Below are 22,302 nucleotides of genomic sequence, written 5' to 3' on the forward strand. Positions count from 1 at the left end.
TTCAGAGACAAGTCGAAATTTTTAATAGACAATCTATGCCGGCTTTACCAGTTCTAATCATACGGGGTTTACTGAATGCTTACTCAATAACAAAGTTGGGTCTAATACTACAGAGACTGATTTCTGGCAAAGGTTTACTATATATTTAGCACCAGTGGGTTCTCTAACGCTTATTGCATCGTATTTTTTCAATAAATCTGAAATTTTAGAAATATCTCCATGAGTTTGCATACTTAAATCCGGTCCTAAGCTCGGAGCGTATGCAATGCGCTTCTTACCTGATTTTACGAAAGGTAAAAAATAGGCATAGTTAAAATCATAACATCGTACATTCCAAATTTGGTCGCTTCCTGATATATAATAATCATAATTGAAGTCTGCATTTTTAAGATCTTCAAAAGTTGTATATTCTTTTGAAGATAATTTCAATTCTTTTTTTAGGAACTCTTCAAATAACCTTTGTTTTTTGATTATTCCCAATACATATCTTGACTGTATAATGAAACGTACACATCTACCGTAAAGCGTCCCTTTCATAAAGATAGGCTTATACATTTCTTTTTGGGATAAACTTCTAAAATTAATAATTTCACAATCGTAGCCTAAATTTTGAACTATATGCTGCAAGGCATAAGCCTGAAGCATAGAACCGTAATTATGGGAAGCGTGAAAAGTTATTATTCCAACTTTTTTCATATAATTAACGTTTGATATGAATAAAATCTTTCAATTTTGGTAATATAGCATTAACAATAAATGAACGTTCTGTTAATGTAAGACCAATAAAATATGTAAAGATTGCTACTGAAATGATAGTAACGAATGTTGAGAGTAAAAATCTAGTCCACCCTTCTATCATATTATAATGGATGAAAAATGGTAAAACTGATGACAGAATCGTTACTGCTGTGATAGGGAAAACAACGCTCGTTACATATTTCCGTAATGACAATCCAATCTGTTTCTTGCAAAATATTAGTCGAAGTACGTCACCCAACAGTATAAACAGAGCTGATACTATTAATGCTGTGACTATTGGATATCCTATTTTTAACAACAAATATGCAACTGGAACAATAAAAAGTAAAGATGAACCGACAATAATCTGATACCATTTTATATTACCAGTAGCCATAAGTGAAGTAATCATAGGCGTTCCAAGAACTCCAAATAAAGCCTCAATAATAATAATGCAAGTAAATAAAGATGCCATTGGAGGTACTTCTACAAGCCATAACTCTAGAATAAAATCAATTTCCATCATTACGGGTAAAGCTATAAATAACAGCAGTAAATATGAAATCTTAGAACTTTCACATAAAAGTTTACACATCGCTCCAGATTCGCAAGCTGCATATCTTTTGGTAATTTGTGGATTCACTGCACTTTGAAATCCACCAGTAAGTCCATTAATTGCCCCTGCAATCTGATTGGCTACTCCCCTAGCAGCATTAGCTACAGGACCACCAAAGATATTCATCAATATATTTACACCTTGGTCCTTTAACAACCATGCTATAGTTCCAAACATATTCCAACCTGTAAATTTAGCCATGGAATTGAAAATTGTCTTGTCCCACTTTAAATGTATTTTACATTCAGGAAACTTTCTGCCACAATAAACTCTATATATTATTGCAATCAGAAACTGGAAAGCAAACATTACAAATCCCCAGAATATAAGACGGTCATAAGGATAAACAATTAGCAATAATACAAGAAATAGTTTCCCGAATGACTCTCCAAGACCAACATAAGCATAAATGTACATATGTTCATGTGATACAATAGATGCGTGATACGGGGTCTGCACTATACCCAATATTGTGGAAAGTACAGATGCTTGATAAACCCAATTTGCAGCGATCATGCGCCAATCCGGTATATTCAAGTAGGTATTTACAAACCAAAGACCTATTGTTTCAGCAGCAATAAGAACTATTGTAGCAAGGCCCAAATGTATAATTAAAGACATATTGAAAGTCCGGTTATAACTTTTCTTATCGTTTCTCCCTAACTCAAAAGTAAGAAAACGTTGAGTGGCTACTGACATAGAGCCATTCAAAAAAGTTAACATAGAAATAACTCCACCTACAACATTGAGAATACCGAAATCAGAAATTCCTAACGCTTCCAGAATTTTTCGCGAAGTATATAACGAAATCAACATAGATACGAAGGTCCTTATATATAAAAATATCGTATTCTTGGCAATCCTTTTATTCGTTTCTGATATCATGAAAAAAGTTTTTCTATCGATTTTGGAGCATCCACTTTATTTTTTGATCTACCACAACTAAATTAAGCGCTATATCAAATGGCAATATATTATAGAGCATACTAAACAAACGGGCTCTTCGGCTCTGAATTGATGGGAACCGCAATTGAGAGTTTCCATTTACTGCTTCATCGACACTACGTTCCAAAATATGCATTTTAGACTCCACCGAATAAATCAAGTTTAGACCTTTTTCTGTCATTGGCAACAATACACTTACACCATCTTGGATTTCTTTAGGTAAAGATTCTCTATTATGCAATCCCCAAAAATCACCAATAGTAATATCAGATAGTCGGTCAGAGCATGCAAAAGGACATTCATAACAACTAGATCTATAAATCATACCTTGCATAAAGCCATTTATATACATATCTCTGTACGGGAATTTCCATAAATTTACTTCATAGTCAAAATCGGTTGACTGCAAAGATAGTATTATATCATTTCCTTTACGAAAAGCAATTTTCTGTATTTCCCGTCCTTTAGCTATATATTTTATATGCTCATGCAGCATTTTTTGTGATGGTACACCATGACAAATCAAATCGATAAGATATAAGTTTTTAACACTTCTTCCAATATAGTTTTTCAATCCTGCTACCTGACATGGCGTCCCGATAAATAATACAGACTTTCCGTTTTTTAAATCTTCTTTTACATTCTTGAATAAACCACGAACATCACTTTGAACATACTTTGACCCTTGGAGTTTATACAGTTCCGATTTATTTTCTATTCTGATATGTCGAACATCAATCCCATTAGCTGTACAACCGTAAACAACACCTTCTGAATCTAGTATATGTGATGATAAAACATAAGCTGCTCCACCAGAAGAACTCAATAAATGTTCCTTTCTATTTTTATTCCAAGCTGCAAATGCTTTCAAAGGAACCAACAATGACTTTTTTGCTGTATCAATGGGACATACTTTTTCGCAGGCATAACACTCTACACAAATAGAGCTATCAACTTGCGGATATAAAAACCCTTTAGCATCTTCAATCATACTAATGCAATGTTTAGGACAAATTTCCGCACAAGCATTACATCCACAACAATCTTTTTTCTTTTTATTTGCAACAGACATTCCTATTAATCTCCTGACAATCAAAAATACAACAAATATATTTATAAAATCACTAAAAATCATTAAACAAGGAATATCTCTCAACATCATTATTATCCTCAAATTCTACCCCTATGACATCCATTATAGTATAAATCATATCATCAGTTCTAAATTTTTTATTAACAGCTTTCTTAATACGTTCGCAATCATCAGGAAAATTAGCTTGATATTTAGGACTTACATACAAAATAAAAGGTATATTACTTCCTGCTTCTACTGATTTTATATCATTATGTCTAGCATGACCTATATAATCTTCTCTACTTTCAAAAATATCTAATGCATGATCGGAAAAATAAAATATCAAAGCCTCCTCTTTTTTAAATATCTTAATTATTTCATTTACAATATAATCATTATACAAAACAGAGTTATCATATTCAGCAATTTTTTTTCTTTTATGTTCTTTTTCATTCAAATAGTCTTGTTCTTTAAAGACATCAAATGATTGAGGATATCTTTTATTAAATTCATGATGAGAACCCATCAAATGAATAAAATAAAAATTATTCTTGCTATTTGATTTATGATTATATTTTTCAATAGGTTCTAATAATAATTCGTCATAATCATTTCTCGTCCATTTAAAACTACCAGAATAACAATCTCCAACAAAAACAACAGTATCACACAATTCTGAATATTTTGTTACAACATTATCATACAAACCCGTTTTACTTTGGTTTGAAATCCAAATTTGATTATAATCATTTCTTCTTAAAATTTCTTGAATAGTCAAACATTTATACCATTTAATACTATCTTTATATTCTTGTTTATAAGTACTCATCAATCCTTGAAAAGCCTCAATCGTATAAAGTCCTGAAGATTTGACATTACTGAATACATAAAGTTCACTATTATTTTCAAGAATAGACAATCGTGGATTTGTATTTTTTTCATAGCCATATAAAGAGCTGTGCGACTTTGAAAATGATTCACCAATTATCATTATAATATTTTTAGGTTTGTGTTTTTTTATTATCTTCAAACTAGGATTAACATAATAGTCTTTAAGGTTAGGTGGTACATCCACATTTAATATTGTATATAACTTAGTAACAGATACTATTCCAAAATTCTTACTGCTTACAAAAATAAAAGACAATATACTGATAAATACTACAGATAACAATATTATATTTACCTTTGTATTTATTACAATTTTTACTTTTAATAATATATTGTATAATGTATAGAAGAAAATAAATACCAACAAAACAACTAATATAAAATCAATAGATATATATGTTTTAATGAATTCATAAACTTCCTCCTTATTTGTTCCTAATATTATACCAAAAACATCAGAATTAAATACAAAATGAAATTTAAAAACACAAACAGAATCAATCAACAGATTAATAGCTAACAACGAATAAACAAAAATTTTATAGAAACATCTTATATATTTAGGCAAAACCAACAATATTATAGTTAAAATATAACATATAAAATAATGATGTAATGCTATAAAAATAGCTTTCGGAAAAGAAACTAATTGTGTATAACCTATAAAATCCACTATAGAAGACATAAAAAATACTGTTATAAAAAAACTTATATACTCAGTAAATGGTTTACACAAAAAAGTAAATATTTTTTCTAAACTTCTTCCTATTTTATCCATAATCATTTTTACCAATCTAATTCATCTTATCCATTTTAATGAATTTAAGCATGTAGTTTTACTTATATATAAAATAATTTTTCTATAAAGAAAAGCTATTACAAAGCATAATAACAAATCTATTATTCCGGTTATAATAATCAACCATACAGGTTGAATATATTCAGGTTTACATATAAAAGTATTAAAAAATGTACGCACAAAAGTATTTGTTACAAATAGATATGCTGACAATTCACCTGTTTTAATAAAGATTTTTTTCAGTATTGTATTTTTCGTTATATATAACAATAATAAGAATGTAAAAACGAACAGACTATATCCTAAAATCCATGTAATGAAAGAATAGTCTATTATAAAACAAACCACAGATAACAATATCATTACAAACACTGAAAGTTTTATTTCATGTTTAGCGAATATTATTCCTAAAATAAATGCAGGAATCCAAGCCGGAGCGTTATAACGTATCAAACTAATATCAGGATTATTCAAATAATAAAACAATTGTATTCCAACCATCAATAAAGCTATTGCAAAAAGCCAAACTGTCGATGATACCTTTGAAAAAAGAAATTTATATAACACATACATCTGAAATATAGCTGAAAAGAACCACCAAGGACCACTTACCCAAAAGACTGTTTCACCATAAAAATTACTTATAAACAATATTCTTGACAAAGCCTTACATAGTACTACTCCTATATGTTCTGATGCTGATGAAAAATCCTCAGTAATAAAAGCTTTTATTATTGCAAGACCGACAAAACAAATCAATATAGGAACAAAAAGTTTCCACAACTTGATTGCATTTTTGAGAATAAAATCATGCTCTAACTCTATACCTTTATATTTTTTAGCTAATCCATAACCACTGACAAAGAAAAAAGCTACTACACCATAATGTCCGTACATGGATATGAAGTTAACGAAAAAATGTAAAAAAGAATTCTGTAATGATGACCATAACATAAGAAAATTGTCTGGACTATATCCAAATTCATTTTCACGTACAACACCATTAAATATATGGAAATAATTATGCAATACTATCGCTATTATTGCAATACCTTTAATAATCAGGGTATCCTCTTTTGTCAAATTAACAGTAAATGACTTCATAATAATTTACCTTTTTCCTCCAAACACCCTCTTCCAGAACGAAGGCTTTTCCTCAACATAATCCTGATACATCTCACGGTAATAACGACGGCTGCTTATTTTGCGCTTTACCATTTCGTAAATGGCTCCCCAGTCGGGAAGATAACCTACATTACGGTCGTCGATAAACAAATCGGCACGCAGCTTGCGGCACGGGCAGGAAGGGTTTTCCTGCGGCAGCTCATCAGGATGGTTGGCATTTACGGCATAGAACTCAAGTCCACGGCTGCGACAATATTCCACCGCATCGTCGAGCAATTTGCCCTCACGCACTGTCCACAGAATCAGGATATGGCGCTCCGCCTGTAACTGTTTCAATGTAGCTATGGCAAAGGGAATCTCCTTACCGATCTCAGGATATCTGTGTTCTACTATTGTTCCATCAAAATCGACCGCTATTATCATAGTATGCTATAATTATTATGATTCTTCTTTTATAGAGTCTAATGACCGGATAATATCAGAATACTCATCTATATTCTCAAAATTTTCCTTACTGATTCCTCCGATAGCTATGGTAAGACCTCCAATAGTGGTAACGAGACATTTATCGCGGGATATACGTATCTGATAGCCTTCAACACCATCAAGTATCCCTGAAGTTATCTTTACCAAAGGATGACCTGTAGAATAATAGTCTATTGGATGCTGCATAAACCTGATGCGATATGGTGACACACGCGACATACGAATAAATGTCTGCATTGATTTATCACGAATAACGGCAGGAAGTCCGGTTCTACGGTCTTTCATCAAATATACACCCGGACATTTACTATTTAAATATGTTTGAATATCGGATACTTCACCCTGAATAAATACTAGTCCTGATATAGTCGGGACTTCTTCTTTTACTACGTGTTTTTTTACTTGTTTGTATTTTACTGTCTTATGAACAAATACATTGAATTTTTGTTCTAATATATGGAGGATATCTTTTACCCTGTAATTCCTCACATAAATGTAACACCAAGACAACATTTTCATTTCCATTTAATATACAATCTCTCTTCCGCACCAGTTTACTGATTCGTTATTAATACGCCATTTGCCCGGCAACAGAAAGAGAATCTGTACTATACAGTGACTTCGATACTCAGTCTATTATATATGTACATCCAAGAAACATCCCCTACATTAATTCATCATAATTTCTTAGAATAAATTTGCTATAATAACATACATTTATCAATAGCACAAAAACATCTTTTAAAAGTTTCTTTTTTTTACATTTATACAAAAAACTTTAAAAAAACAATGTTTTTTATGGGACAAAGATAAGGATTGATATTTATATATCAATACTTTTGGTAACAAAAAATCAAAACGTGCGCATATCTTATCCAAAACGTGCGCACGTTTTACTTAAAACGAGCGTCCGTTTTACTTTAAACGACAGTTCATTTTTTTTAATGTATCAGCATCATGATTTACCGGAGTTTTATCTTATGTTTTCTGAGTCTTTCTTCCATCATATAGTCCGGAATTATTGATTTCATTGTTTCCAACACGGCATTTACGGCACGTTCCCTTATGAAATCGTCTTTTATAAGTATGGATACACACCTTTGAGCAGGAGGAGTGACATTCAGGTGTACAACATTTTCTTTCTGACTGTCTGACAGGAAAGGGATGTGAAGTTCCGGAATAATGGTATAACCGCCGTTGCGGTCAACTATCCTGACCAGTGTTTCTATACTGCCGGCCTCGTAGATGTGGTTCCCTATATCCTTGTTCTTGCAGAAGTTCATCGAACCGTTAGGTACGCAATGTCCTTCCTTCAGTATCCACATCTGTTCGGCAGGCAGGCTTCCGCTTGCTATTATCTTCTGTGCCTGGCTGCACTCCGGAGAGAAATACGCTACAAACTTCTCTATATAGACCGGTATTTCCAATATTCCTTCCCTATCCTCCGGCATGGTGGAGATGGCTATATCGATATTTCCGAAACGAAGTTCACGTACAAGTGAGGCATTTTCTTTCTCGTCGATAGACAGATCTACATCGGGATGCATGTCACGAAATTTATGAATGAAGTCAGGCACCAAGTACGGGGCTATTGTAGGGAGTATTCCTATCCTCAGACTACCAGTCATAGTACTGGTCTCGTCGGATACAAGTTCCTTTATTCTCTGCGATTCGTTCAGTGCTATCTGTGCCTGGCGTATTATCTTCTGCCCTATGGCTGTGGGGGCTACATTCCTTCTGTCGCGGCTGAAAATCTTAACGTCAAGTTCTTCTTCAAGTTTCTGAATCATGGCACTCAGTGTTGGCTGAGTAACACCGCATGCCTCGGCAGCAAGTACGAAATGACGGTACTTGTCGAGTGCCACAATATATTCCATCTGTTGTAAATTCATGATTCTATAGATTTTGTCTATACAAAGATAGAAATAATCTGTTGTCTGCGTAGCGTAAGTAGCGTACTTTTGCATCAGAAACTTAAAACAATTACTACCATGAACGAATTATTAAGAATATGGTAAAGACATACGATCCTAATAAATAATGAAGTAATAACCTAAATAATGATTGATTATGAAAGCAAAACATTTGACTAAAGAAGAATTCCTGAATAAAGTAGCCAATTATGAAACTAACCCTAACGAATGGAAGTTCCTTGGTGAGCGTCCCGCTCTGATAGACTTCTATGCCACATGGTGCGGACCTTGCAAGATGCTGGCTCCGGTACTGGATGAACTGGCAGAGGAATATGACGGAAAGATAGACATATATAAGATAGATGTTGACCAGGAAGAGGAACTGGCAGGACTATTTGCTATACGCAGCGTACCTACACTACTCTTCGTACCTATGACCGGCGCTCCACAGATGGCTCAGGGAGCTATGCCTAAACCTGCATTGAAGGATGCTATACAGAAGGTACTCTTGGGATAATATATTTTAACACAAAACGAAATGTGCCGGAAACAGCTAAAAGGAAAAGCTGCTATCCGGCACATTCTGTTATGTGTTTATCTGAATCAAGCATCAATATGCATGGTCATCATTTTTTATCTCATCCGCAGTAATAGATTTGCGGTCTATAGCACGCCATGCATAAATTATATAAGCCAAAACAAACGGAACAAGAATTGACACATATGCCATGGTCTTGAGAGTGAAGAGGCTGGAGCAGCTGTTTGATATCGTGAGCGAACTCTGCAAATCAGTCAACGACGGATAATATGCCGTATTGTTATATCCTGCAACAAGTAACAAAGAAAGGACTGTCAATACTGTTCCTATACCGGAAAACCATATACCTTTCTTATATGTTGAAATCAGGATGCTCTTGCCAAGACCGTACAACACGCATACTACACCTGCAAGGAACAATACAAGAAGATATGGCATATCAACGAAATTGTTGAAATACTTATAAGGTTCCATCACTATCGTCTGGGTTTCCGGATTTACGGCAAATCCGTCTTTCAGCAATGTGCGTATCACGTATGCCAGGAAAAACAGAAGGAAAGGCACCGCATCGGAAATCAGCTGTCGGCGGCAGCGGTTATTTATCGGTTCATTATCTATATTATTGATGAAATACATTCCTCCAAGAAGTCTTGCCAGGAAGAACACTGCCATTCCGAGCACCAGATTCCATGGCTCGGCAAAGGCGTCAAGCCCGTGCCATCCGTTTGACCATGTGCTGATGACAGGCATACCAAGTTCGGTAAGATTATCCTTTGTTACTTCGAAGTTTGAGCCATAGAAGAATGTTGACACAGCCATTCCGAGTAGCAAAGGTCCCATCACACCGTTCAGCATAAGGAAGTATCTGTATGTACGCTGCCCCAGCAGATTGCCCAGCTTGGACTGAAACTCATATGATACCGCCTGAAGCACGAAAGTGAAAAGTATTATCATCCAAAGCCAGTATGCTCCTCCGAAACTTGTACTATAGAATAATGGGAAGGATGCAAAGAATGCCCCTCCGAAGGTTACAAGCGTAGTAAACGTGAACTCCCACTTTCTGCCTGTAGAGTTTACAAGCATCTTTCTCTCTTCTTCGGTCTGCCCTATACGGTAAATCAAAGAATTGCCTCCCTGCACGAACAGCAGGAACACCAGTATTGCACCCAGCAGTGACACGATGAACCACCAATAGTGCTGTAAGAATATATATGTAGATTCCATATCAAATGTAAATAATATTTATCAAAACAATATAGTGTTATTTCTCCTCCGGACCGTGTTTAATAGCCTTGAGCATTATTCCTATCTCTGCTATCAGAAGAACGGTGAACATGATTAGGAATATGAAGAATGTGGTCTGTACAGAACCGGTCTCTAGTTTGGATATTGCCGCATCAACAGGAAGCATATCCTGAATAGTCCATGGCTGACGTCCCACTTCGGCAACTATCCATCCTGCCTGACTGGCGATATATGCCAGAGGAATACTCCACACTCCCAGCCACAGCAGCCAGTTGTGATAATCCACATTGCATGTCTTCTTCCATGTGAGGAACATCATGACAGCAAACAGAACAATGAAGTACATTCCCAAACCTACCATCACACGGAATGACCAGAACATAAGATCGACGTCTGGCACCAGTGTGGATGTGTCCTTGATATATCCGTAACCGAAATATGGCATATTCTCGTTAAGCAGACTAAGCGATGTTTCCATCTCCTCGGAATTGCCTTCTTTTTTAGCTTTTCTATAATCTGCCAATGCCTTGATTGCCATCTTTCCACGTTCCACCTTTTCATCTACTGAAAGGGCTTTTGTTCCGTCGGCAAGCTGGTATCCGCCTTTCATTATATCGTTTATACCGGGAACAAAGCCGTCTGTACTGTGTGTGGCAAGAACCGAAAGCATTTCAGGTATTTCCACAGGACCCACAACTGTAAGAGGAGCATGCGCACTTCCGTCATAGAGGGCTTCCATTGACGCAAGTTTCATAGGCTGTACCTGAGCCACCTGATATGCCGACTGGTCGCCTGTAGCTGCAGTAACTATAGATGCAAACAGACCTACGGCAGAAGCTACCTTTATGCTTGCCTTGGCAAATTCTTTTTCACGTTTCTTTATAAGATACCAACAGCTTACTCCCACAACAAAAACAGCTCCTAAAATCCAGCTGCTTATAACTGTATGGAAGAACTTTACTACTGCTACAGGCGAGAATGCTACGGACATAAAATCTACCATCTCATTACGCATGGTATCCGGATTGAATTCCATTCCTACAGGATATTGCATCCACGAATTTGCAACCAATATCCACCATGCCGAAATCGTAGCTCCAAGTCCGGTGAGCCATGTAGATGCAAGGTGGAAGCGGCGGCTCACCTTCTCCCATCCGAAGAACATAACGGCAATGAATGTAGCCTCCATAAAGAATGCCAGTATTCCCTCTATCGCCAACGGGGCACCGAATATGTCGCCCACAAACCACGAATAATTACTCCAGTTGGTTCCGAACTGGAACTCAAGAATAAGTCCGGTGGCAACACCGACGGCAAAGTTTATTCCGAAAAGTTTCATCCAGAACTTGGCTGTACGTTTCCAGAACTCATTGCCAGTACGATAATAAACTGTTTCCATTGTTCCCATTATCACGGCCAGACCGAGTGTGAGAGGAACAAACAGCCAGTGATACATGGCCGTCAGGGCAAACTGCGCCCTAGACCAGTCAATCAAAGAAGTGTCAATAGCTTCAATCATAAAATAAAGTTTTATTAAGTTAGTTTGATCAATTATTTCGCATAAGAGTCCGATGCCCGCATAATCAGTTCATTGCCTACATAATCCTGTTTTTCCTCCGCAGTCTTGTCTTTCAGAAAAGAAGGGAAAAAGAACAGTTTGATTATAAAGAACATCACAAACAGTTTCACCAGTATTATGAACCAAAGCACACGCCCTGTAGTCATAGACCTGAAACCGTCTGCATAAAATCTATAAATTCCTATTATATTCATAATTAACAAGCGTATATTTTTATAATGATTACAAAGTAAATGATTTATCGTGAAAAATCAAGGTTTGGTCCACATATTTCTTTGCCAAATCTATCTTTTTTGCCTCTATATTATATAAGGAATAATTTTGCCTCAGAAAAGAATTAAAGATAACAGTAAAAAATGAGACAAAGGGATTTATTCATTATCGCAGTCCTAAGTTCAAGCACAGGACTATATGCTCAGGATAACAAGACCTGGAGCCTGCAAGACTGCATTGACTATGCTCTGGAGAAAAACATACAGCTGCAGCAAAACAAACTTTCGCTGGAAGAGGCTGATGTGGATGTGAAAACTGCAAAGGCATCACTGTTTCCAAGCCTGTCTTTCTCTACAGGACATAATCTGGTAAACCGTCCGTATCAGGAAACAAGTGCAACCGTAAGCGGAACTGAGATTATCACCAGCGACAACAATAACACATACAACGGGAGCTACAGCCTCAGCGCACAATGGACACTGTGGAACGGAGGACAACGACTGAACAACATCAAGCAGCAGAAGACAAACAAAGAAATAGCCGGGTTGTCAGTGGCCGAAACAGAAAACATGCTGCAAGAGGAAATAACGAAACTATTCGTGCAGATTCTATATGCCAACGAATCGGTAGAGATTAACAAAAACACACTGGAAGTGAGCGAAGCTACATACAAGCGTGCAGTAGAGCTGTTTAACGAAGGAAGTCTGTCGAAATCGGATGTAGCCCAACTGGAAGCTCAGGCAAGCAACGACAAGTATCAACTGGTAACAGCGGAAAGCACACTGAGAAATTACAAACTCCAACTAAAACAGCTCTTGGAACTTGACGGTACTACAGAAATGGTTCTTGACATGCCGGAACTGAAAGATGAGGATGTTATGGCTGTTTTGCCCAACCAGATAGACGTTTACAATACAGCACTGACATCAAGACCAGAAATACAGAGCAGCAAGCTGAGTATAGACAATGCCAAGCTTGGTATAAAAACAGCTAAGGCCGGATACCTGCCTACAATAAGCCTGTCGGCCTCAACATCAAGTATGACAAACAATGCCAGCACAAACAACTGGGCAGAACAGATGAAATACGGATGGAACAATATGATTGGTATAAATCTGAGTATTCCTATATTCAACAACAGGCAGACTAAAAGTGCAGTACAGAAAGCGCAGATTACATACAGTTCATCACAATTGGACCTGATAAACAAACAAAAGGAACTTTATTCCACTATAGAAAGTTTATGGCTGGATGCACTGAATGCACAGCAACAATATGAAGCTGCCAACAGCAAGCTACAAAGCTGTCAGACCAGCTTCGATATAGTGAACGAACAGTTTAATCTCGGCATAAAGAATACTGTGGAACTGCTTACTGAAAAAAATAATCTGCTGAGCGCACAGCAGCAGCGTGTTCAGGCCAAATACATGGCTATACTTGACAGAGCGCTACTTGATTTCTATGCAGGAAACGACATAAAGCTTTGACACAGGCAAATTAAATTATAAACAAAAAGAAAATCGGAAAAACAACTAAATATGAAAAAGAAGAAAGTTTTCATCATCGCAGCTGCTATAATAGTGCTGGCTGGAGCAGGACTGTGGATATTCGGTGGAAAAAAATCAAACCAGACAATAAGTTTCGCCACATCAGCTGTACACAAGGGAACCATCAGCAATTCAATTACAGCTACAGGTACTATAGAACCTGTCACTGAAGTAGAAGTTGGTACTCAGGTATCAGGTATCATAGACAAAATTTATGTTGATTATAATTCTGTGGTTAAAGCGGGAGAAGTGATAGCCGAAATGGACCGCGTGACACTTATAAGCGACCTTCAGTCAGCGCAAGCTACATACGACGGTGCAGAAGCAGAATATAATTATCAGGAGAAACTTTACGAAAGAAACAAGACTCTGCACGAGAAACAACTTATCAGCGACACTGAATACGAACAATACGAATATAACTACCGCCGTGCGAAAAGTACATACGACCAGAGTAAGGCAGCACTGGCAAAAGCACAGAGAAATCTGTCATATACTACAATCACATCGCCTATCGACGGTGTAGTGACAAGCCGCGAAGTGGAAGCCGGACAGACTGTGGCTTCAGGTTTCGAGACTCCGACTCTTTTCACAATAGCAGCCGACCTTACAAAGATGCAGGTAGTGGCAGATGTAGATGAAGCTGACATAGCAGGAGTAAAGGACAGTGCAAGAGTTACATTTACGGTAGATGCCTATCCGAATGACGTGTTCGAAGGAAGAGTAAAGCAGATCCGTCTGGGAAGTACAAACAGTACAAGCTCATCTACAAGTACTACATCTGAAACCGTTGTGACATACGAGGTTGTAATCACTGCAGATAATCCTGACCTGAAACTGAAACCAAGACTGACAGCAAACGTGACAATCTTCACAGATACACGCGAGAATGTTCTTGTAGTTCCGAACAAGGCCCTCCGATTTACACCTGACAAGAAGCTGGCAGGAGGAAAGACAATAAATGACTGCAACTCGCCAAAGAAAGTATGGACAATGGATGCTACATCACTGACTGCACACCCTGTCAAGACCGGTATGAGCGACGGTTCTAACACTGAAATAGTTTCAGGTATCAGCGAAGGTACTGAAATCATTACAGAAACAATAGTAAAAGGTGAAATGCCGGAAATGGTAGAGACAGGCGGCGAACAGAATCCATTCATGCCAGGCCCTCCGGGAAGAAACAAGAAAAAATAATCTCAACAATAAAGGATTAATCACCATGAGCAAGACAGTAATCGAATTACAGAACATAAAACGAAACTTCCGTGTGGGAGACGAAACAGTGCATGCGCTCAGGGGAGTATCATTCAGCATAAACGAGGGCGAGTTTGTCACCATCATGGGTACATCAGGCTCGGGTAAATCTACTTTGCTGAACACACTTGGATGTCTGGACACACCTACAAGCGGCGAATATTTTCTGGACGGAGTATCTGTGAGAACAATGAGCAAACCTCAGAGGGCTGTACTGAGAAACAGAAAAATCGGTTTCGTATTCCAGAACTACAACCTTCTGCCTAAAACGACTGCAGTAGAAAACGTAGAGTTGCCACTGATGTATAACCCGTCAGTATCGGCAGCCGAAAGACGCAGAAGAGCCATTGAAGCTCTGATAGCCGTAGGACTGGGCGACAGACTGGAGCACAAGTCGAACCAGATGTCCGGAGGACAGATGCAACGTGTAGCAATAGCCAGAGCATTGGTAAACAACCCGGCAGTAATTCTGGCGGACGAAGCTACCGGTAACCTTGACACACGTACATCGTTTGAAATACTTGTACTCTTCCAGAAACTGCATGCCGAAGGAAGGACTATAATATTCGTTACACACAATCCTGAACTGGCAATGTACAGCAGCCGTAACATTCGCCTGCGCGACGGACATGTGATTGAAGATACCGTAAACAACAATATCCTCTCGGCAGCAGAGGCACTTGCCGCACTGCCAAAGAATGATGAGGACTGATGCGGAACAATAAAACATTTTTACAATGAACGGAACAAATCTTTTTAAAATAGCTATCAGAGCACTGTCCAACAACAAGCTTAGGGCATTCCTTACAATGCTTGGCATAATAATAGGTGTAGCGTCGGTGATAGCCATGCTGGCAATAGGACAAGGCTCAAAACGAAGCATTCAGAAACAAATCTCGGAGATGGGTTCGAACATGATCATGATCCATCCGGGAGGTGAAATGCGAGGAGGAGTAAGACAGGACGCTTCATCCATGCAGACTCTGAAACTTGAAAATTACGAAACACTCAGAGACGAATGTGTTTTCCTATCTGATATCAGTCCTAACGTATCTGCAAGCGGACAACTTATATCAGGAGCCAACAACTATCCGTCGTCTGTAAGCGGCGTCAGCATAGGATACCTAAACATCAGACAGCTGAAAATAGAACAAGGCGAAATGTTTACGGAAGAAGATATACGCACAGCAGCAAAAGTTTGCGTAATAGGTTCAACAATCGTTGAAAATCTGTTTCCGGACGGTGCCGACCCTATAGGTAAAGTAATACGATGCAATCAGGTTCCACTCAGGGTTATAGGTATTCTTGAATCAAAGGGATACAACTCAATGGGTATGGACCAGGACGATGTAGTGCTGGCACCCTACTCTACCGTGATGAAACGTCTTCTGGCACAGACATATCTGAGCGGAGTTTTCGCATCGGCACTGACTGAGGACATGACAGAAGAAGCGGTTGACGAAATAACAAATATACTTCGACGTGAACACAAGCTGAAAGAAACCGACGACGACGATTTCACAATAAGAACGCAACAGGAGTTAAGTTCCATGCTTAATACAACTACAGACCTGATGACGACACTTTTGGCCTGCATTGCAGGGATATCACTAGTAGTGGGTGGTATTGGTATTATGAACATCATGTATGTTTCAGTAACCGAACGTACCAGAGAAATCGGTCTGCGAATGTCCGTAGGGGCAAGAGGAATAGACATTCTGTCGCAATTCCTTATAGAATCAGTACTGATAAGTATCACCGGAGGATTGATTGGTGTAATACTGGGATGCGGTGCATCATACATAATAAAGACAGTGGCCAACTGGCCGGTATATGTTCAACCTTGGAGTGTTCTCCTGTCGTTTGCAGTATGTACATTCACCGGTGTTTTCTTCGGATGGTATCCGGCAAAGAAAGCCGCATGTCTTGACCCAATAGAAGCGTTGAGATACGAATAACTTAGAAACAACTTCATTCTATAAATCAGGAACTTCTTTGTTCTTCATAACTTTGGTTTCCTTTTTAGCAGTGCTGCCGGTACTTCGAGAGAAGTACCCCAGTACTGCTTTGGACTGCTTTGGATTATAGAAAGTTTGCAAGACTAATAACATTCTACTATATTTGTAAGAACACAACATAAATCGTAAAAACCTATGACACACACAAATCGCAACAACAGATTGTTGGAAATATCAATACATGCATTCTGCTGGATATTGTTTTTCGGTTTTCCGATAATAATGACGCAAGGTGATAACGGAAGCATAGACTGGAAAGCTTTTATGCGGTTTATCATTGTTCCGGCATCATTATTTGCCATATTCTATATAAACTATTTTCTGTTGATTCCGAAACTACTTTTCAACGAACATAAGAGAAAGTTTCTGGCATTCAATGCTGTTTTGACAATACTACTATCACTTGCCATCAGATGGTGGAATGACATGCATGTTCCTGGCCCTCCACCTGATATGTTCAGACACAACCCGCCTTCACAGATTGTTTTCATGATTAGGGATATAGCCAGCATGATCTTTTCTGCAGGGCTAAGTGTGGCCATAAGGCTAAGTATAAAATGGAACGAAACCGAACTGGCAAGACGTGAGGCCGTGAAAAGCATGACGGAAGCAGAACTTAAAAATCTGAGAAACCAGCTTAATCCTCATTTTCTGCTTAACACTCTGAACAATATTTATGCCCTTGTTGTAATAGATACAGACAAGGCACAACAAGCGATACAGGAGCTTAGCAAACTGTTGAGATATGTACTATACGACAATCAATCGATGTATGTACCTCTGAAAAAGGAAACAGACTTCATCAAAAACTATATCGAACTGATGAGGATACGTGTTTCGGAAGACGTAAACATAGAGACCAATTTCAGGATAAAGGATAACAGCCAGACTCCGGTTGCTCCACTTATCTTCATATCTCTGATAGAAAATGCATTCAAACATGGGATTTCGCCTACGGGAGAAAGTTTCATTAAAATAACCATAGAGGAAAACGAGGAGTACATTACCTGTACCATACAGAACAGCAATCATCCTAAATCGACAACCGACAAGAGCGGTTCAGGTATAGGACTGGAACAGGTCAGCAAAAGACTTGAACTGTTGTACCCCGACAAGCATGAATGGAAATGCTGGCTTAGCGATAACGACAAAGTTTACAATTCATGCATCAAACTAAAAATATAATAAAACTTATCACACTATATAATTATGACTATAAGGTGCGCAATAATAGACGACGAGCCTTTGGCTTTGGGACTGATAGCAGGCTATGTTAAGAAAACGCCATCGCTTGAGTTGTGTGGGACTTATTCAAGTGCAGTACAGGCAATGAACGAACTGCCTAACAATCCGGTTGATCTTCTATTCCTGGATATACAAATGCCGGACCTCAACGGACTGGAATTTTCAAAGATGGTTCCCGAAAGAACAAGGATAGTATTCACTACAGCTTTCGAACAGTATGCGATAGACGGATACAGAGCAAATGCACTCGACTATCTGCTGAAACCTATCAGCTATGCCGATTTCAGTGAGGCGGTGGGTAAGGCTATGGAATGGTTTAATTTGAAACTAAAAGCAGAAAGCGAAAAAACAAACCTTCAACCGGAAAGTTCTGAATATATTTACGTAAAAAGTGATTATAAGTTAATACAAATTGAGCTGGATAAAATACTATATATCGAAGGGCTGAAAGATTATGTGAAAATATATACAGAAGAAAATTCCCGTCCTATATTGTCGCTTATAAGCATGAAAGCACTGGAAGAAAGGCTTCCTGCTGAGCGTTTTTTACGTGTTCACCGTTCGTTCATAGTGCAAAAATCAAAAATAAAGATCATCGATAAAGGGCGTATTGTTTTCGGTAAAGAATACATTCCAATATCGGAAACTTACAAAACAATGCTACAGGATTATGTTAATAAACATATTATATAATAAATAAGTTTCATTTTCAACTTTTTTATTTATTTGCCTGGGAAAAAAGCTTTTATTTTTTTGTTTTTGCCAATAAAAAACATATATTTGCAAGTGAATAAAGAACAGAAGTTGTGAAACTTCTCATTTAAATAGTTTAGTTAAGTCTAGTTTAGTTTTTGTGTTGTGATACTCCTGACAATAGCGATTGGCGGGAGTATCTTTTTTATAGTCATTCTTTCACACCATAAATATAATCAGCCCATATACGCGCCGCAGTTTCAACCATCTTTGCGCAAGGACGCTTTGCATAATATGCGCTGGTACGAGCTTCAGGAGTAGATACTATAGGTTCTTTTTTTGACAATCCCAACAAATCAGAGCAACGTAAGGATCCGGTCTCTTCCTTGAACTTTGCAGCAAGTTCCTGAACCAGGGCGTATGTGGCAGCCTTACTTTCACGATCGGAACCTTTTGTTGCTCCTTTCTCAAGACCTGCCAGCATGAACAGTCCACAGGCCGCTCCACAAGTTTCACGCATACGGCCTATTCCACCGCCAAATGCCGATGCCATTTTTAATGCCTGCTCCTCTGTAAAGCCATACATATCAGCAAAGGCAGCTACTACAGACTGCGAGCAGTTATATCCTTCCTTAAATAGCGAAACAGCCTTTTCTATTCTTTCTTCTTTAGTCATATTCCTATCTGGCTACATTATTAATTATATTTCCTTCGATAAAACTCTTAAGATTTTTCACGGCCAGATCCATAAGTCTTACTCGTGCCTCGTATGTAGCCCAGGCGATATGAGGAGTGATGAAACAATTCTCCAATCCCAACAACGGATTATCTTCACGCGGTGGTTCGTTTACCATTACATCAAGACCAGCTGCCTTGATACGACGTGCTTTCAGAGCCTCAGCCAGATCGTTTTCGTTTACCAATCCTCCACGACCTGTATTAATAAGTATGGCAGATTCCTTCATCAATGAAAGATGATAAGAATTCACAATTTCCGATGTTTCATTATTCAGAGGACAATGCAGGCTGACAATATCAGAGTTTCTGAATATATCGTCTATGGATTCTGCTTTTTCAATTCCTGCAGGCAACAAAGACTGTGGTTTGCTGGTATAAACAGTAACTTTCATACCAAATGCCAGAGCAATACGTGCAGTAGCCGAACCTGTATTACCGTATCCTACAATACCAATTTTTTTGCCGCACAATTCCATAAGCGGACTATTGGTATATGAGAAATCGTTTTTCCTGCTCCATACACCCGAATGAGCTTCGTAGGCATAACGGCCTACACGATGCGTTATGTTGAGTATGTGCGCGAATACCATTTGTGCAACCGACTCTGTACTATATGCAGGGATATTGGTAACTACAATACCAAGTTCCTTTGCTGCTTTTATATCAACCACGTTATATCCTGTAGCAAGTACCCCTACGTATTTCAGTTTTGGTAAAGAATGTAAAGCTGCAGAATCAACCACTGTCTTATTTGTTAAAATGGCATCCGCATCTGCTGCACGCTCCAACAATTGATCAGCAGACGTTCTTTCATATACTTTCAGAGATCCTAATTTTTCAAGATTATCCCATGACAAATCACCCGGATTCATCGTAAATCCATCTAATACTACTATATTCATATCACTAAAAAATTATTGCATAATTAATCCTTAAATCTATCTCCCCAAAGCTGAGTCATTCTGTCCTTGAGTTTGGCTTCAGAAGGGTTGTCCTGAGAATGCCAGATACGCGTATCTTTCAAATCATCTGGTAAGAACTGTTGTTTTACAAAATTTCCCTTATAGGCATGTGCATATTTGTAATCCTTACCATAACCCAACTGCTTCATCAATTTAGTAGGAGCATTCCTCAGATGCAACGGTACAGGAAGGTTTCCTGTCTGACGTACCAGATCTATGGCGTAATTTATCCCTTCGTAAGCAGAGTTACTTTTCGGACTTGTAGCCAGATATACCGTAGCTTCAGCCAACGGAATACGACCTTCAGGCCAACCTATTTTCATTACGGCATCAAAGGCGGCATTAGCCAGCAACAATGCGTTTGGATTGGCCAGACCGATATCTTCGGAAGCAGATATCACAAGGCGTCTTGCTATGAAAGCCGGATCCTCTCCACCTTCCACCATTCGCGCAAGCCAATAGAGAGCACCATCCGGATCACTTCCGCGTATAGACTTGATGAATGCGGATATTATATCATAATGCATTTCACCTTCCTTGTCGTAAGCAAGCGGATTCTGCTGAAGACGTTCCACTACTTTCTCGTCAGTAATCTCTACCGGAGTATCACTGTCTGCCTCTACTACAAGTTCCAATATGTTAAGCAACTTTCTTGCATCACCGCCTGAGTATCTAAGCATGGCATCAGTTTCCTTGAACACCACTTTTCTCTCCTTCAATATAGTATCTTTCTCCACAGCCTTATGAAGGAGCTCCAGCAAGTCTTCCTTTTCCAACGATTTAAGGACATACAGCTGACACCTTGAAAGCAAAGGACGAATAACCTCAAAGGATGGATTTTCAGTAGTAGCACCAATAAGAGTAACTACTCCCCTTTCCACCGCTCCTAACAAAGAATCCTGCTGTGACTTGCTGAAACGATGTATTTCATCAATAAAAAGTATAGGACTCTGCTGCGAAAAGAAACGGTTGTTGCTTGCTTTTTCTATTACGTCACGCACATCCTTCACTCCGGATGTAACGGCACTCAGTGTATAGAACGGCACCTCCAGCCTGTTTGCGATAATCTGTGCAAGTGTAGTCTTTCCTACTCCCGGAGGTCCCCACAATATAAATGAGGATATCCGCCCTGAGTCAATCATTTTACGGAGTACTGCCCCTTGACCTACCAAATGCTTTTGACCTATGTAATCATCCAATGATTTTGGACGTAAACGTTCTGCTAACGGTTGAGACATATATATTTGATTTTTCTACAAAAATACATAATTAGGTTGAAAGATGACAGGTAACTGCATAAAAAAAGGCCCTTTTCACAAAGAGCCTTTTTCAAGTTTTCAATAGGTATTAGTTTTTTTTTCTTAAGGTAAAAAGATTGTTTTCAGGATAACGTCACAAAGATGGGGGGATTTTTTGGATTGACCAAATAAAAAAAGATGTCATAAAACATATTTTGCATTTTTATTTCTTATTCAGTACTATCCAAGGGCTTCTTACCCCACTTTTGTATAGCGACAAAGATAAGAACATTTAACTATAATACCAAAGATTATTATGTTAATTTTAAGATTTATACATAATATTTCCATAAATCAGTATTAACCATGTAAAACATTTTTACTTTACATAAAATATCATCATAATTACCGTGCCACAGTAAACTTTTTAAGTCGAAATGA

General features: G+C 38.0%; 21 protein-coding genes. 7 read left to right on the forward strand and 14 right to left on the reverse strand.

Annotation, left to right across the window (positions count from 1 at the left end; all coding sequences use genetic code 11):
- Nucleotides 1–57 precede the first annotated feature (57 nt).
- The 8 genes from OCV82_RS05750 to OCV82_RS05785 all read right to left on the reverse strand — a co-directional run bounded on the left by OCV82_RS05750 (nt 58) and on the right by OCV82_RS05785 (nt 8,567).
- Complete coding sequence (locus OCV82_RS05750) at nt 58–696, reverse strand: polysaccharide pyruvyl transferase family protein (RefSeq protein ID WP_154043569.1); 639 nt, start codon at nt 694–696, stop codon at nt 58–60.
- A gap of 4 nt (nt 697–700) precedes the next feature.
- Nucleotides 701–2,239, reverse strand: coding sequence for a lipopolysaccharide biosynthesis protein (locus OCV82_RS05755; RefSeq protein WP_262543095.1), 1,539 nt, complete (start codon nt 2,237–2,239; stop codon nt 701–703).
- 13 nt (nt 2,240–2,252) lie between these two features.
- Nucleotides 2,253–3,434: a Coenzyme F420 hydrogenase/dehydrogenase, beta subunit C-terminal domain gene (locus OCV82_RS05760; RefSeq protein ID WP_262543097.1), complete on the reverse strand. Its 1,182-nt coding sequence runs from the start codon at nt 3,432–3,434 to the stop codon at nt 2,253–2,255.
- On the reverse strand, nt 3,424–5,043 hold the full coding sequence (locus OCV82_RS05765) for a phosphoethanolamine transferase (RefSeq protein WP_262543098.1): 1,620 nt from the start codon (nt 5,041–5,043) through the stop codon (nt 3,424–3,426). The genes OCV82_RS05760 and OCV82_RS05765 overlap by 11 nt, the downstream gene beginning before the upstream one ends.
- A gap of 21 nt (nt 5,044–5,064) precedes the next feature.
- Nucleotides 5,065–6,168 carry an acyltransferase family protein gene (locus OCV82_RS05770; protein ID WP_154043571.1) on the reverse strand — a complete coding sequence of 368 codons (1,104 nt, stop codon included), beginning with the start codon at nt 6,166–6,168 and terminating at the stop codon, nt 5,065–5,067.
- Between the two features lie 6 nt (nt 6,169–6,174).
- Nucleotides 6,175–6,612 carry a BT0820 family HAD-type phosphatase gene (locus OCV82_RS05775; protein ID WP_154043572.1) on the reverse strand — a complete coding sequence of 146 codons (438 nt, stop codon included), beginning with the start codon at nt 6,610–6,612 and terminating at the stop codon, nt 6,175–6,177.
- A gap of 15 nt (nt 6,613–6,627) precedes the next feature.
- Nucleotides 6,628–6,960, reverse strand: a complete 333-nt coding sequence (locus tag OCV82_RS05780) for a hypothetical protein (RefSeq protein ID WP_154043573.1) — start codon at nt 6,958–6,960, stop codon at nt 6,628–6,630.
- 677 nt (nt 6,961–7,637) lie between these two features.
- Entirely contained in the window at nt 7,638–8,567 is a 930-nt protein-coding gene (locus tag OCV82_RS05785; RefSeq protein ID WP_154043574.1) for a LysR substrate-binding domain-containing protein, read from the reverse strand.
- 178 nt (nt 8,568–8,745) lie between these two features.
- Here OCV82_RS05785 and trxA point away from each other — a divergent pair, with 178 nt between their 5' ends.
- Complete coding sequence (gene trxA, locus OCV82_RS05790; RefSeq protein ID WP_154043575.1) at nt 8,746–9,105, forward strand: thioredoxin; 360 nt, start codon at nt 8,746–8,748, stop codon at nt 9,103–9,105.
- Nucleotides 9,106–9,198: 93 nt separating this feature from the next.
- Here trxA and cydB read toward each other — a convergent pair whose 3' ends face one another.
- From cydB to OCV82_RS05805, 3 genes are read right to left on the reverse strand one after another with little or no spacing between them, the layout of a single operon-like run.
- On the reverse strand, nt 9,199–10,350 hold the full coding sequence (gene cydB, locus OCV82_RS05795) for a cytochrome d ubiquinol oxidase subunit II (RefSeq protein WP_154043576.1): 1,152 nt from the start codon (nt 10,348–10,350) through the stop codon (nt 9,199–9,201).
- Nucleotides 10,351–10,387: 37 nt separating this feature from the next.
- Entirely contained in the window at nt 10,388–11,890 is a 1,503-nt protein-coding gene (locus OCV82_RS05800) for a cytochrome ubiquinol oxidase subunit I (RefSeq protein WP_154043577.1), read from the reverse strand.
- Between the two features lie 32 nt (nt 11,891–11,922).
- Nucleotides 11,923–12,144 (reverse strand): DUF4492 domain-containing protein, encoded by a 222-nt coding sequence (locus OCV82_RS05805; protein WP_235340220.1) that lies wholly within the window; start codon nt 12,142–12,144, stop codon nt 11,923–11,925.
- Between the two features lie 162 nt (nt 12,145–12,306).
- Between OCV82_RS05805 and OCV82_RS05810 the strand changes: the two genes are divergently transcribed.
- The 6 genes from OCV82_RS05810 (at nt 12,307) to OCV82_RS05835 (ending at nt 18,923) form a co-directional block, all read left to right on the forward strand.
- On the forward strand, nt 12,307–13,650 hold the full coding sequence (locus OCV82_RS05810; protein ID WP_154043579.1) for a TolC family protein: 1,344 nt from the start codon (nt 12,307–12,309) through the stop codon (nt 13,648–13,650).
- Nucleotides 13,651–13,701: 51 nt separating this feature from the next.
- Nucleotides 13,702–14,907, forward strand: a complete 1,206-nt coding sequence (locus tag OCV82_RS05815) for an efflux RND transporter periplasmic adaptor subunit (protein WP_154043580.1) — start codon at nt 13,702–13,704, stop codon at nt 14,905–14,907.
- 25 nt (nt 14,908–14,932) lie between these two features.
- Entirely contained in the window at nt 14,933–15,679 is a 747-nt protein-coding gene (locus OCV82_RS05820; protein WP_154043581.1) for an ABC transporter ATP-binding protein, read from the forward strand.
- A 25-nt stretch (nt 15,680–15,704) separates the two neighbouring features.
- The gene (locus OCV82_RS05825) at nt 15,705–16,925 is read left to right on the forward strand and encodes an ABC transporter permease (RefSeq protein ID WP_154043582.1); all 1,221 of its coding nucleotides are present in this window, start codon (nt 15,705–15,707) and stop codon (nt 16,923–16,925) included.
- A 195-nt stretch (nt 16,926–17,120) separates the two neighbouring features.
- Nucleotides 17,121–18,170: a sensor histidine kinase gene (locus tag OCV82_RS05830; RefSeq protein WP_154043583.1), complete on the forward strand. Its 1,050-nt coding sequence runs from the start codon at nt 17,121–17,123 to the stop codon at nt 18,168–18,170.
- A 24-nt stretch (nt 18,171–18,194) separates the two neighbouring features.
- Nucleotides 18,195–18,923: a LytR/AlgR family response regulator transcription factor gene (locus OCV82_RS05835; protein ID WP_154043584.1), complete on the forward strand. Its 729-nt coding sequence runs from the start codon at nt 18,195–18,197 to the stop codon at nt 18,921–18,923.
- 211 nt (nt 18,924–19,134) lie between these two features.
- Here the strand turns inward: OCV82_RS05835 and OCV82_RS05840 are convergent, their stop codons facing one another.
- The 3 genes from OCV82_RS05840 to OCV82_RS05850 are packed head-to-tail and all read right to left on the reverse strand — an operon-like array spanning nt 19,135 to nt 21,861.
- Nucleotides 19,135–19,599 (reverse strand): C-GCAxxG-C-C family protein, encoded by a 465-nt coding sequence (locus OCV82_RS05840; protein ID WP_154043585.1) that lies wholly within the window; start codon nt 19,597–19,599, stop codon nt 19,135–19,137.
- Nucleotides 19,600–19,603: 4 nt separating this feature from the next.
- A complete protein-coding gene (locus OCV82_RS05845; RefSeq protein ID WP_154043586.1) occupies nt 19,604–20,563 on the reverse strand; it encodes a D-2-hydroxyacid dehydrogenase in 960 nt (319 codons plus the stop codon).
- A 23-nt stretch (nt 20,564–20,586) separates the two neighbouring features.
- On the reverse strand, nt 20,587–21,861 hold the full coding sequence (locus tag OCV82_RS05850) for a replication-associated recombination protein A (protein ID WP_154043587.1): 1,275 nt from the start codon (nt 21,859–21,861) through the stop codon (nt 20,587–20,589).
- Nucleotides 21,862–22,302: the final 441 nt, after the last annotated feature.

Origin of the sequence: Bacteroides cellulolyticus (genome assembly GCF_025567135.1) — a bacterium.
GTDB lineage: Bacteria > Bacteroidota > Bacteroidia > Bacteroidales > Bacteroidaceae > Phocaeicola > Phocaeicola cellulolyticus.

What these genes read in the sequence shown, in the direction of transcription:
- OCV82_RS05750 (WP_154043569.1), bottom strand. Translation starts at nt 696, where the DNA reads ATGAAAAAAGTTGGAATAATAACTTTTCACGCTTCCCATAATTACGGT.
- OCV82_RS05755 (WP_262543095.1), bottom strand. Translation starts at nt 2,239, where the DNA reads ATGATATCAGAAACGAATAAAAGGATTGCCAAGAATACGATATTTTTA.
- OCV82_RS05760 (WP_262543097.1), bottom strand. Translation starts at nt 3,434, where the DNA reads ATGATTTTTAGTGATTTTATAAATATATTTGTTGTATTTTTGATTGTC.
- OCV82_RS05765 (WP_262543098.1), bottom strand. Translation starts at nt 5,043, where the DNA reads ATGGATAAAATAGGAAGAAGTTTAGAAAAAATATTTACTTTTTTGTGT.
- OCV82_RS05770 (WP_154043571.1), bottom strand. Translation starts at nt 6,168, where the DNA reads ATGAAGTCATTTACTGTTAATTTGACAAAAGAGGATACCCTGATTATT.
- OCV82_RS05775 (WP_154043572.1), bottom strand. Translation starts at nt 6,612, where the DNA reads ATGATAATAGCGGTCGATTTTGATGGAACAATAGTAGAACACAGATAT.
- OCV82_RS05780 (WP_154043573.1), bottom strand. Translation starts at nt 6,960, where the DNA reads ATGAAAGACCGTAGAACCGGACTTCCTGCCGTTATTCGTGATAAATCA.
- OCV82_RS05785 (WP_154043574.1), bottom strand. Translation starts at nt 8,567, where the DNA reads ATGAATTTACAACAGATGGAATATATTGTGGCACTCGACAAGTACCGT.
- trxA (WP_154043575.1), top strand. Translation starts at nt 8,746, where the DNA reads ATGAAAGCAAAACATTTGACTAAAGAAGAATTCCTGAATAAAGTAGCC.
- cydB (WP_154043576.1), bottom strand. Translation starts at nt 10,350, where the DNA reads ATGGAATCTACATATATATTCTTACAGCACTATTGGTGGTTCATCGTG.
- OCV82_RS05800 (WP_154043577.1), bottom strand. Translation starts at nt 11,890, where the DNA reads ATGATTGAAGCTATTGACACTTCTTTGATTGACTGGTCTAGGGCGCAG.
- OCV82_RS05805 (WP_235340220.1), bottom strand. Translation starts at nt 12,144, where the DNA reads ATGAATATAATAGGAATTTATAGATTTTATGCAGACGGTTTCAGGTCT.
- OCV82_RS05810 (WP_154043579.1), top strand. Translation starts at nt 12,307, where the DNA reads ATGAGACAAAGGGATTTATTCATTATCGCAGTCCTAAGTTCAAGCACA.
- OCV82_RS05815 (WP_154043580.1), top strand. Translation starts at nt 13,702, where the DNA reads ATGAAAAAGAAGAAAGTTTTCATCATCGCAGCTGCTATAATAGTGCTG.
- OCV82_RS05820 (WP_154043581.1), top strand. Translation starts at nt 14,933, where the DNA reads ATGAGCAAGACAGTAATCGAATTACAGAACATAAAACGAAACTTCCGT.
- OCV82_RS05825 (WP_154043582.1), top strand. Translation starts at nt 15,705, where the DNA reads ATGAACGGAACAAATCTTTTTAAAATAGCTATCAGAGCACTGTCCAAC.
- OCV82_RS05830 (WP_154043583.1), top strand. Translation starts at nt 17,121, where the DNA reads ATGACACACACAAATCGCAACAACAGATTGTTGGAAATATCAATACAT.
- OCV82_RS05835 (WP_154043584.1), top strand. Translation starts at nt 18,195, where the DNA reads ATGACTATAAGGTGCGCAATAATAGACGACGAGCCTTTGGCTTTGGGA.
- OCV82_RS05840 (WP_154043585.1), bottom strand. Translation starts at nt 19,599, where the DNA reads ATGACTAAAGAAGAAAGAATAGAAAAGGCTGTTTCGCTATTTAAGGAA.
- OCV82_RS05845 (WP_154043586.1), bottom strand. Translation starts at nt 20,563, where the DNA reads ATGAATATAGTAGTATTAGATGGATTTACGATGAATCCGGGTGATTTG.
- OCV82_RS05850 (WP_154043587.1), bottom strand. Translation starts at nt 21,861, where the DNA reads ATGTCTCAACCGTTAGCAGAACGTTTACGTCCAAAATCATTGGATGAT.